This is a genomic window from Streptomyces mayonensis (genome assembly GCF_018982965.1).
Taxonomy (GTDB): domain Bacteria; phylum Actinomycetota; class Actinomycetes; order Streptomycetales; family Streptomycetaceae; genus Streptomyces; species Streptomyces mayonensis.
Window position 1 is genome coordinate 1 of sequence record NZ_JACBYP010000189.1, and the last position, 9122, is coordinate 9122.

The following is a 9122-nucleotide window of genomic DNA, read 5'->3' on the forward strand; positions in this document are numbered from 1 at the left end:
TCCCTCACCCCCCGCCCGGAGCCCAGACCCCCATCGTCGCCCGGGGCCGGGCTCCGGACCGGGGGATGAGGGAGGAGGATCGGGACCGGGGTCCGGCCGGGGTGAGGGAGCATGGGGGACATGGACGCCGAGCTGTTCCCCAGGAGCCGTGCCGGGATCGCGCCCGGCGCCGTCCACGTGCCCGACTGGCTGGATCCCGCACGGCAGCGCGAGCTGCTGGCCGCCTGCCGCGAGTGGGCCCGCCCGCCGGCCGGGCTGCGCACGGTCCGCACCCCCGGCGGCGGCACCATGACCGCCCGGCAGGTCTGTCTCGGCCGGCACTGGTACCCGTACGGCTACGCGCCCACCGCCGTCGACGGCGACGGCGCTCCGGTGAAGCCCTTCCCGGCCCGGCTCGACGCCCTCGCCCGCCGCGCGGTGACCGACGCGCTCGGCGCGGACGCGGTGCCGGGGGAGCCGTACGACATCGCGCTGGTCAACTTCTACGACGCCGACGCCCGCATGGGCATGCACCGCGACGCCGACGAGCGCTCCGACGCGCCCGTGGTCTCGCTGAGCCTCGGCGACGCCTGCGTCTTCCGCTTCGGCAACCCCGAGACCCGCACCCGCCCCTACACCGACGTCGAGCTGCGCAGCGGCGACCTGTTCGTCTTCGGCGGGCCCTCCCGCCTCGCGCACCACGGGGTGCCGAGGGTGCACCCGGGCAGCGCGCCACCGGAGTTGGAGCTCGCCGGACGGCTGAACATCACGCTCCGGGTCAGCGGTTTCCAGGCCGCCCGCCACGGACGGATCATGGGAGACTCCCCCTCATGAGTGGCAAGGCGGACCCCCGGGCGGCGGGGGAAGGGACCACCTCGAGGACGCGGCTGGACCGGGGGCGCAGCGCGCTCGGACCCGCGCTGGAGCTCGTGCACACCGGGCGCGCCCCCACCCGGGCCGTCCTCACCGCGGAACTCGGCGTCACCCGGGCCACGGCAGGCGCGGTCGCCGCCGAGCTGGAGGCGCTCGGCCTGATCCGGGTGGACGCCCGGCCCGGCGCCGCGGCCGGTTCCCAGGGCCGTCCCTCGCACCGCCTCGCGGTCGCCGAGGACGGACCCGTCGCCCTCGCCGCCCAGGTCCATGCCGACGGCTTCCGCGCGGCCCTGGTCGGTCTCGGGGGCCGGATCGTCGCCACCGCGCCCGGCTGCGAGGTCGTCGACGCGGATCCGGCGAAGGTGCTCGGCTCCGTCGTCGAGGCGGGCGCGGCGCTCCTGCGGGAGACGGGCCGGCGCTGCGTCGGCGCGGGACTCGCCGTGCCGTCCGCCGTCGCGGAGCCCGAGGGCCTCGCCCTGAACCCGCTGCACCTGGCCTGGCCGGTGGGCGCTCCCGTGCGCCGGATCTTCGCGGAGCAGGTGCGTGCCGCGGGCATCGAGGGGCCCGCGTTCGCCGCGAACGACGTCAACCTGGCGGCCTTGGCCGAGCACCGGCACGGCGCCGGCCGCGGCGCGCGGGACCTGCTGTGCGTCGCGACCGGCCACCGCGGCGTCGGCGGCGCCCTGGTCCTCGACGGCCGCCTGCACACGGGCAGTTCGGGCCTCGCCCTGGAGGTCGGCCACCTCGCCGTCAATCCCGACGGCCGCCCCTGTCACTGCGGCGGCCGGGGCTGTCTCGACGTGGAGGCCGACCCGCTGGCCTTCCTCACGGCGGCCGGGCACGAGCCGGGCCCCGAGGCGCCCCTGCTGGAGCAGTCCTACGACCTCATCCGCGACCACGGCGCCGACCCGGCCGTCCGCACCGCCACCGAGACCCTCGTCGACCGGCTGGGCCTGGGTCTCGCGGGGCTGGTGAACATCCTCAACCCGGACCGCATCATCCTGGGCGGCCTCCACCGTGCGCTGCTGGAGGCCGCTCCGGAACGGCTGCGCGCGGTCGTCGCCGGGCGCAGCCTGTGGGGGCAGAGCGGCGGCGTGCCCATCCTGCCGTGCAGCCTGGACCACAACAGCCTGGTGGGCGCCGCCGAGCTGGCCTGGCAGCCGGTCCTGGACGACCCGCTGGGCGTGCCGGCGCCGTAGCAGCGCCGGGGGCGCAGCCGTGCCGGCGCTGCTACTTCGGCACGGGCCGGATCAGGACTCCGGCCCGCCCTGGCCGCTGGGGGCGTGGCTGAGGTCGACCACGCAGAAGATGTTGCCGTCCGGGTCGGCGAGGACGACGAAGTCCGGGTCGGGCGGGTAGAGGTCCCAGTCCACCACCCGCGCACCGAGCCCGGTCAGCCGCCGCACCTCCGCCTGCTGCTCCTGCGCGGAGTCCGTGAAGAGGTCCAGGTGCAGACGGGGACGGGGCTCGGGCGGCGATTCGCTGCGCAGCAGCCCGAGGGCCCGCCCGGAGCCGTCGGCGTGGTGCAGCGTGCGCCACGTGTCGGTCCGCCACTCCTCCGCGTCGACCAGATCGAGCGCCGCCGTCCAGAACGCCACCGCGCGGGGCACATCCGTGACGCCGATGACCGGGATACCGAGTCTCACCATGCGTCCGACCCTACGTACTGGGCGTTCCCGTCGCCCAGCGACCAGTCGGCGGAGGTGTTCTCGGTGAGGGTGACGAAGACGTTCCGGGGCTCGGTGCCCGCGCAGGCTCCCGCGAGTTCGGCGATCCGCCGGTAGAGCGCCTGCTTCTGACCGGTCGTACGGCCCGACCGCAGCGTGATCGCCACGAACACGAGGCCCTCGTCGCGGTGCACACCGAAGTAGTCGTCGTACCGCAGCGCGCTCCGGGCGCCGTCGTGAGCGGTCAGCACCTGGAAGCGGTCGTCACGCGGGATGCCGAGCGTCTCGACCAGGGCGTCGTGGACGGCTCGTCCGAGTGCGTCGAGACGGTCGGCGTCGGTGCCGTGGGTGTCGATGCGGACGAAGGGCATGCGGGAGTCTCCCGTTCGGGTGGAGCGGTGTGACGTCGGGCGGAGCGGACGCGGTCACCGAGAAGACCGGGCGGAGCGGGACGCGGCCTCGGGCCGACTCCGTGGAGGGCATCTCCGCGGACCGCGCGTGTCACGCTCACCACTGGCGCCCCCGGGGCAGCCGCTTGCGCTCCGGTTCGGACAGGTGCAGCACCTGGAAGACCTCGCCCTGCGCCCCGTCCGGGACCCCGTCGGCGTGGAGCGAGAAGTGGACCAGCTCCCAGCGGCCGGTGTCCACGACCGCCGCCGCCAGCAGTGCTCCCTCCGCGGCCGCCAGTCGCTCCGTCTCCCGCACCGCCTCCGCCGCCACCTGCGACAGCAGGATCCCCTCGGGCACCGGCTGCCTCCGCCGCACCGCCACGCGCGCGGGGGCGTCCCCGGCGGTGCCCTCCTCGTACGCCAGGCCGGTCCACTGCCGGACCGACGGGCGGCCGAAGTCGTCCGTGGGCCGCTGGAAGGCGCCCTCCCAGAGGAAGCGGTTCATGCCCTCCGCGGTGTGCCACAGGTAGAAGGGGGCGTACTGGTTGACCGGCGAACCGTGCACACCGCGCTCGCGCATCAGGTAGGCCTTGATGCCGAGACCGGGCCAGTCGTCCAGCAGATGCCCGGTGCGGGCCACCCGTTCCCGGACGAGGTCCATGTCGTAGGCGGCGGGCAGGGTGAAGCTGTACTGCATGGCGTGCACGGCTGCGTCTCCTCGAAGAGTCGTAATTGGTGTGTCAGGTACCGCTCCGCGCAGGGGCGTTGCCCGGTGAGAGCAGGGAGAGCAGGCCCCGGACACCCGCGTCGAAGGACGCGGCCGAGCCGGACGCGCGGGCGAGTACGTACCCGCCCTGCACGGTCGCGACGACGGCCGCCGCGATCTCCTCCCCGTCCAGCGAGGGAGCGAACTCGCCCTGCTCCCGGCCGTCCTCCACGAGCTGTGCGATCTCCTCGCGCATCCAGTCGAGCGTCTCGTCCACGGGTGCGCGCAGGGCGTCGTCGGAGATCACGTCCGGGTCCATCGTCAGACGCCCGACCGGGCACCCGCGCAGCACGTCGCGCTCACGCAGCAGATAGGCCTCGATGCGCTCGTACGGCGTCCCCGGGCCGGCGAGCACCGCCGCGGCGGTGGCCCGCATCTCCTCGGCCGTCCGCCGGATCGCGGCGAGCGCGAGGTCGGGCTTGCCCTTGAAGTGGTGGTACATGCTGCCCTGCCCGGCCTCCGCGCGCTCCAGGATCGCCCTGGGGCTGGTGCCCACGTAGCCGCGCTCCCACAGCAGCTCGCGGGTGGACTCGATCAGCCGTTCCGAGGTACTCATGCCTTCACTGTACATACCAGTAGTTACAGAAGCGAGGCGTTCGCGGGAAACGGCTCCGGGCCGCCGGCTCGGGAGCGGCAGCCCAGGGCGCCCCGAGTACTCCCCGCGGGGTACGCCCGGTGCCGTCGGCCGTACGACGACCGGGACCCGTCCTCGGCGCGAGGCTGGGAAGCGAAACGAAACGACGCGACCGAGGAGTTGGACGACATGCAGACCCTGGCACACTTCGCCGACGGCGGACCCGGACCCTGGATCCTGCTCTTCCCGCTGATCTGGGCCCTGGTGATCGGCGCCGGCATCACCCTGCTGCGCCGCACCGTGTGGCGCGGTCGCTCCGGCCCCGGCCGGCCGCGCACCGTCGACGGCAACTCGCCCATCGCCGTACTCGGCCACCGCTTCGCTTCGGGCGAGATCGACGAGGACGAGTACTGGCGCCGGCTGTCCGTGCTGGACGAGCAGTTCGGCCGGACGGGCAGGGGCGGCGCGGCGTGACCGCGACGGCGACGACGCCCCGGAGCGCCACCCGGGCCGTCGACGCCGGTGGGGCGGCGGGTCCGGGAACGGGCGCGCCGGACGTGGCCCCGGGGCACGGACCGCGGACACGTGCGCCGTCGCGCGGTGCGCCGCCTCGGGACGCGCCGCCGCGCAGGCCCGCCTCCCGCTCGCCGTACGGCCCGTCGCCGGCTGACCGGACGGTCACCGCCCGGTCAGCCGGCAACGGCCGACCGGGCGGGAGCGGGTTGGGCACTGCGGGGCTCGGCCCCGTGCCCGACCTCCGCGAACGCGCCGGCCGGCACGTCCTCGACCACCGGCACCTCCTCGACCAGACGTCGTGGCGGGCGGGCGGCCACCGGGGGTGCGGCCGGAGGAGGGGCCACGGCGGCCGTCGGGAGCGTGAACCAGACGATCTTGCCCGACTCGCCGTCCGGCCGGACGCCCCAGCTCTCGCTCATCGCCGCCACCATGGCGAGCCCCCGCCCGCACGTGGCGAGCGGCGCGGCGTCGTCCACCACGGGCAGCCGCGGATCGCGGTCGTGCACCGAGACCGTGAGCCGGTCCAGGAGCAGCTCCATCTCCACGGTGCACGTCTTGTCGGGCCGGGCGTGCAGATGGACATTGGTCAACAGCTCCGTCACGCCGAGCGCCGCCCGGTCGATCAGGAGATCCATGTGCCAGTAGCGCAATTGCGCAGATACGATTCTGCGGACCTGGCCGATCCGCGACGGCAGGGCTTGCAGCTCCACCGTGCAGTGTCTGCTTGGGTGACTGATCACGGCTGCGACTCCCCGACATAGAGGTCCGGAAGAACACGGAGTTCGGATCCAGCGGGACGCACGTGGCACGCGCCGCCCGCTGTCATGGCCGGCGGGCTGGTTCGCAGCGTTATCGCCGGTAAACCCAGAGTGACGTGAGACCAGCGTGACGCAAGGGGTTCGGCACCGCAACTTACGGACATCAGGCGTGATGCCCGGCCGCCCTGCGCACCGCCTCGATGAAACGGCGGGCCGCCGGCGGCCCCGGTTCGCCCGGGGCGGGGTCCCGCTCGCCGAGGGTCAGCAGGTACCGCGTGCCGTTGAGGTCGGCCAGCGCCCGGTCCTGCGGGCCGAACCACGGACGGGAGGCGCGCACCGCCTGCACGGGCGCGCTGTCTATCTCGCTGCCGTAGCTGGTGAGCAACTCGACCCTGCCGCCGCTGATCCGGACCGTCCCCGCCCGGGTGAGCGAGCGCAGGCGCCTGCCGATCCGCACCCCCGTGGCCCTGAACTCCGGCTCCGCCATGCCGTCGCCCCCTCGTGCGCCTCGGTTCCCGGACCGTGCACCGCGGTGTGCCCGGTACCGGCTCGTGTCGTGCTCCAGTGTGCGCCCGCGGGCGGGAACCGGTCCCGCCCGCTGGCAGTCTGCCCGCACCGTGCGCCGAGCACCAGTGCGCGCCGGCCCTTTCGGGAGGCGGCCGGGGGCACTCGGGCGAGTGCGCCCCCACCGCGCCTCCTTCGCGGCCCAGGGGCGGCTTTGGGACGGTCAAAGGTGTGTTTATGCAGGTGAGAAGCGTGTGGAAGGTGTCTATGATCGAGGTGTCGGCCGCACGAGACGCCGTCGGCGCGCAGCGTAAGGAGCCCCGTCGTGAGCACCATCCGGCCGTCCCGCACCGGCGCGACCCTCGACGTCGACCACAGCGACACCGCCTATCGAGCCTGGCTGAAAGAGGCCGTCCGCAAGGTCCAGGCCGACGCCAACCGCTCGGCCGACACCCATCTGCTCCTGTTCCCGCTCCCGGAGCACTGGGGTATCGACCTGTACCTCAAGGACGAGTCGACCCACCCGACCGGCAGCCTCAAACACCGGCTCGCCCGCTCCCTCTTCCTCTACGGCCTGTGCAACGGCTGGATCCGGCCGGACCGCCCGGTGATCGAGGCGTCCAGCGGCTCGACGGCCGTCTCCGAGGCGTACTTCGCGAAGCTCGTCGGCGTGCCCTTCATCGCCGTCATGCCCCGCACGACCAGCACCGAGAAGATCCGCCTGATCGAGTTCCACGGCGGACGGTGCCACTTCGTGGACGACTCCCGGCGGATGTACGAGGAGTCGGCCCGCCTCGCGGCGGAGACCGGCGGCCACTACATGGACCAGTTCACCTACGCCGAGCGCGCCACCGACTGGCGCGGCAACAACAACATCGCCGAGTCGATCTTCCGCCAGCTGCGGCTGGAGCGGTACCCCGAGCCGTCCTGGATCGTCGCCACCGCCGGTACCGGGGGCACCTCGGCGACCCTCGCGCGCTATGTGCACTACATGCAGTACGACACCCGGGTCTGTGTGGCCGATCCGGAGAACTCCTGCTTCTTCGAGGGCTGGACGACCGGCGATCCCGACGTGGCCTGCGACCGCGCATCCCGGATCGAGGGCATCGGCCGGCCCCGGATGGAGCCGAGCTTCGTGCCCGGCGCCATCGACCGCATGATGAAGGTGCCCGACGCGGCGAGCGTCGCGGCCGTCCGCTCACTGGAGGGGGCCATCGGCCGCAGGGCGGGCGGCTCCACCGGCACCGGACTGTGGAGCGCGCTGAAGATCGTCGCCGAGATGGTGGCCGCGGGGGAGCGGGGCAGCGTCGTGACGATGCTGTGCGACCCGGGCGACCGGTACCTCGACAAGTACTACTCGGACACCTGGCTCGCCGAACAGGGACTCGACATCGCGCCGTACACGGCGGCGATCGACTCGCTGCTGCACACGGGCGCCTGGCCCGGCTGACCGCCCGACGGGCTCCGGAACCGCGTGCCTACGCGCGCGCCAGCCGCCGCTCCAGCGACGTCACCGAGCTCCGGAAGGTCCGCCCGAAACCCGGACGCGCCCGGTCGAGCACGAAACGGAACGGCGCCGTGCCGTCCGCCGCGAAGATCCACCGCACCCGCGTCCCGGTCGCCGTGGGCGTCAGCCGCCACTCCTCGAGCAGCGCGCGGGCGCCCGGCGCGTTCGTGACGTCGACGCGATACGCGTACACCTCGGGCCGCTCGGCCGCCAGGACCGTCTCCACGAAGCGCGTACCGCCCCTCAGCCGGATCTCCCGCCCGGCGCCGTCGCCGATGGGACGGGCGGACGTCACGGCCGAGAACCACGCGGCCCACCCCGGCACGTCCTCGGCGAGCGCGCCGAAGACCGCGTCCGCGGCGGCGGAGATCTCCCGCGCGAACACCAGGCGCACCGGAGCCGTCTCGACGAAGTCGAGACCGACCGGACGCAGACGGCGAGCCATGGGCAACCCCCTCGCGGGCAGCCGCGCACACGGGCGGAGCGCGGACGATCGGCCGGGTGGCGCCACGATAGCCCGGGGCGGCCCGGGTGTCAGCGGGGCAAGGGCGCGGGGCAAGGACGTACGGGAAAGACGGCGGGGCGGGGCGCGGACCGCGCGCCGGGTCAGTCGGCCGCCGCCTCCGGCTCGCCCGCGACGACCAGACCGAGGTGTTCGGCGACCTCCGCGCGGGCCCCGTCCGAGAGACCGGCGTCGGTCACCAGCGTGTCCACCTGTGCCAGCTCGGCGAACGAACTCAGGCCGACGACGCCCCACTTCGTGTGGTCCGCGACCACGACGACACGCCGGGCCGACTGCACGAGCCGCCGGTTGGTCTCCGCCTCCGCGAGGTTCGGCGTGGACAGTCCGGCCTCGGCCGATATCCCGTGCACGCCCAGGAACAGCAGGTCGAAGTGGAGCGTCGCGATCGCCCGGTCGGCCACCGGGCCCACCAGGGAGTCGGAAGGCGTCCGCACACCCCCGGTGAGCACCACCGTCGCCGTGCCCTGGCGGGCCCCCGAGGTGCGCTGGGCCACGTGGAACACGTCGGCCACCCGCACCGAGTTGGTCACCACGGTCAGGTCGGGCACGTCCACCAGCCGGTGCGCCAGCGCGTACGTCGTCGTACCGCCCGACAGGGCGATCGCGGCGCCCGGCGCGACCAGTTCCGCGGCGGAGCGCGCGATGTCCTCCTTGGCGGTGGGCTCCAGACCCGACTTGGCCTCGAACCCCGGCTCGTGCGTGCTGGCCTCGGCCACCGGGACCGCTCCGCCGTGCACCTTCTCCAGCACGCCCTGCCGGGACAGCGCGTCGAGGTCGCGGCGGACCGTCATGTCCGACACGCCGAGCTTGCGGGTCAGCTCGTTGACCCGGACCCCGCCCCGGCGGCGCACCTCGTCGAGGATCAGGGCGCGTCGCTGCTCCGCGAGGAGGTTCGGATTCTCACTCACGTACGCTCCGGTCCTTTCGCCGCAACACCGTCCGACACGCCGACGCACTCGCTCCGATGAGGACTTCTCCCCGCACCCGTGCGCGGACGTCCCATCCTCGCACGCCCCGCCCCGCGCCGCGCCACCACTCCCGCCGCCCCTGGCGCCACCACTCCCTC

General features: G+C 74.2%; 12 protein-coding genes. 4 read left to right on the forward strand and 8 right to left on the reverse strand.

Features of this window, described 5'->3' with window-relative positions:
- The first annotated feature begins 120 nt into the window (after window positions 1-120).
- Complete coding sequence (locus tag HZS56_RS36245) at window positions 121-813, forward strand: alpha-ketoglutarate-dependent dioxygenase AlkB family protein (protein WP_216725059.1); 693 nt, start codon at window positions 121-123, stop codon at window positions 811-813.
- Window positions 810-2051 (forward strand): ROK family protein, encoded by a 1242-nt coding sequence (locus HZS56_RS36250; protein WP_216725060.1) that lies wholly within the window; start codon window positions 810-812, stop codon window positions 2049-2051. The genes HZS56_RS36245 and HZS56_RS36250 overlap by 4 nt, the downstream gene beginning before the upstream one ends.
- A gap of 51 nt (window positions 2052-2102) precedes the next feature.
- Here the strand turns inward: HZS56_RS36250 and HZS56_RS36255 are convergent, their stop codons facing one another.
- From HZS56_RS36255 to HZS56_RS36270, 4 genes are all read right to left on the reverse strand, one after another.
- Entirely contained in the window at window positions 2103-2501 is a 399-nt protein-coding gene (locus tag HZS56_RS36255; RefSeq protein WP_216725061.1) for a VOC family protein, read from the reverse strand.
- Window positions 2495-2890, reverse strand: a complete 396-nt coding sequence (locus HZS56_RS36260; RefSeq protein ID WP_216725062.1) for a tautomerase family protein — start codon at window positions 2888-2890, stop codon at window positions 2495-2497. The genes HZS56_RS36255 and HZS56_RS36260 overlap by 7 nt, the downstream gene beginning before the upstream one ends.
- 136 nt (window positions 2891-3026) lie before the next feature.
- Window positions 3027-3614 (reverse strand): DUF4865 family protein, encoded by a 588-nt coding sequence (locus tag HZS56_RS36265; protein ID WP_216725063.1) that lies wholly within the window; start codon window positions 3612-3614, stop codon window positions 3027-3029.
- A 34-nt stretch (window positions 3615-3648) separates the two neighbouring features.
- Window positions 3649-4245: a TetR/AcrR family transcriptional regulator gene (locus tag HZS56_RS36270; protein WP_216725064.1), complete on the reverse strand. Its 597-nt coding sequence runs from the start codon at window positions 4243-4245 to the stop codon at window positions 3649-3651.
- 192 nt (window positions 4246-4437) lie between these two features.
- Here HZS56_RS36270 and HZS56_RS36275 point away from each other — a divergent pair, with 192 nt between their 5' ends.
- Window positions 4438-4722, forward strand: a complete 285-nt coding sequence (locus HZS56_RS36275; RefSeq protein ID WP_216725065.1) for an SHOCT domain-containing protein — start codon at window positions 4438-4440, stop codon at window positions 4720-4722.
- 215 nt (window positions 4723-4937) lie between these two features.
- Here HZS56_RS36275 and HZS56_RS36280 read toward each other — a convergent pair whose 3' ends face one another.
- Window positions 4938-5504: an ATP-binding protein gene (locus tag HZS56_RS36280; protein WP_216725066.1), complete on the reverse strand. Its 567-nt coding sequence runs from the start codon at window positions 5502-5504 to the stop codon at window positions 4938-4940.
- Window positions 5505-5685: 181 nt separating this feature from the next.
- The gene (locus HZS56_RS36285) at window positions 5686-6009 is read right to left on the reverse strand and encodes a hypothetical protein (protein WP_216725067.1); all 324 of its coding nucleotides are present in this window, start codon (window positions 6007-6009) and stop codon (window positions 5686-5688) included.
- 342 nt (window positions 6010-6351) lie between these two features.
- On the opposite strand from HZS56_RS36285, the gene cds1 reads away from it, so the two are divergent.
- Window positions 6352-7476, forward strand: coding sequence for an L-cysteine desulfhydrase Cds1 (gene cds1 / locus HZS56_RS36290; RefSeq protein WP_216725068.1), 1125 nt, complete (start codon window positions 6352-6354; stop codon window positions 7474-7476).
- A gap of 28 nt (window positions 7477-7504) precedes the next feature.
- Here the strand turns inward: cds1 and HZS56_RS36295 are convergent, their stop codons facing one another.
- Together HZS56_RS36295 and HZS56_RS36300 are read right to left on the reverse strand one after the other, a co-directional pair.
- Entirely contained in the window at window positions 7505-7978 is a 474-nt protein-coding gene (locus HZS56_RS36295) for an SRPBCC family protein (RefSeq protein ID WP_216725069.1), read from the reverse strand.
- A 161-nt stretch (window positions 7979-8139) separates the two neighbouring features.
- Window positions 8140-8964, reverse strand: coding sequence for a DeoR/GlpR family DNA-binding transcription regulator (locus HZS56_RS36300; RefSeq protein ID WP_216725070.1), 825 nt, complete (start codon window positions 8962-8964; stop codon window positions 8140-8142).
- Between the last annotated feature and the right edge of the window lie 158 nt (window positions 8965-9122).

What these genes read in the sequence shown, in the direction of transcription:
- HZS56_RS36260 (WP_216725062.1), bottom strand. Translation starts at nt 2,890, where the DNA reads ATGCCCTTCGTCCGCATCGACACCCACGGCACCGACGCCGACCGTCTC.
- HZS56_RS36250 (WP_216725060.1), top strand. Translation starts at nt 810, where the DNA reads ATGAGTGGCAAGGCGGACCCCCGGGCGGCGGGGGAAGGGACCACCTCG.
- HZS56_RS36270 (WP_216725064.1), bottom strand. Translation starts at nt 4,245, where the DNA reads ATGTACAGTGAAGGCATGAGTACCTCGGAACGGCTGATCGAGTCCACC.
- HZS56_RS36255 (WP_216725061.1), bottom strand. Translation starts at nt 2,501, where the DNA reads ATGGTGAGACTCGGTATCCCGGTCATCGGCGTCACGGATGTGCCCCGC.
- HZS56_RS36245 (WP_216725059.1), top strand. Translation starts at nt 121, where the DNA reads ATGGACGCCGAGCTGTTCCCCAGGAGCCGTGCCGGGATCGCGCCCGGC.
- HZS56_RS36275 (WP_216725065.1), top strand. Translation starts at nt 4,438, where the DNA reads ATGCAGACCCTGGCACACTTCGCCGACGGCGGACCCGGACCCTGGATC.
- HZS56_RS36285 (WP_216725067.1), bottom strand. Translation starts at nt 6,009, where the DNA reads ATGGCGGAGCCGGAGTTCAGGGCCACGGGGGTGCGGATCGGCAGGCGC.
- HZS56_RS36295 (WP_216725069.1), bottom strand. Translation starts at nt 7,978, where the DNA reads ATGGCTCGCCGTCTGCGTCCGGTCGGTCTCGACTTCGTCGAGACGGCT.